Genomic DNA, 628 nt, shown 5'->3' on the forward strand with positions numbered 1-628 from the left:
CCGCCAGCCTGCTGGAGTCGGTGTGCCAGGAGCAACGCTGGTTGCACCCGGGGCAGGGCGTGCGGTTTCTCGAGAACCGCTACCAACTGGAGGAGCTTGAAGGCTTCGTCAATCTGCTGGGCATGGTTTGCCAGGAGGCTGAAGCGACCGAGCGCATGCCGCGTGTTCAGGAGCATTACGCGCACATTGTCGTGAGCAAGATGCTCAGCTTGATGAAAACCAATGTCAGGCGCCTCGGTCTCGGTTCGCAGTCAGCGAACTTCGAGTTGATCGCCGACTACATCGAACGCAACCTCAAGCAGGACATCTGCAGCGAAGAACTGGCGCGTCAGGCCCAGATGAGCCTGCGTTCGCTGTATGGCTTGTTCGAGCGCAATGCGGCGACCACCCCGAAAAACTACATCCGGCAGAAGAAGCTCGAGCGGGTCAACGCCTGTCTCAGTGACCCGACCTGCACGGTGCGCAACGTGACCGAACTGGCCATGGATTACGGCTTTTTGCACTTGGGGCGATTCTCCGAAAGTTACCGCAAGCAGTTCGGCGAATTGCCGTCGGACACCCTCAAGCGCCGGCATTGACCCTGGACCCTATTGATACCAGACCCTGTGGGAGCGAGCCTGCTCGCGAT

Annotated in this window: 1 protein-coding gene; it reads left to right on the forward strand. The window is 59.7% G+C overall.

Translation table 11 applies throughout. The features are described from left to right. Nucleotides 1-578, forward strand: a 578-nt coding sequence (locus AC1DH9_RS30405) for a helix-turn-helix transcriptional regulator (RefSeq protein WP_477809487.1), incomplete at its 5' end; no start/stop codon positions are given. Between the last annotated feature and the right edge of the window lie 50 nt (nt 579-628).

This window comes from Pseudomonas sp. 05T35 (assembly GCF_056396605.1).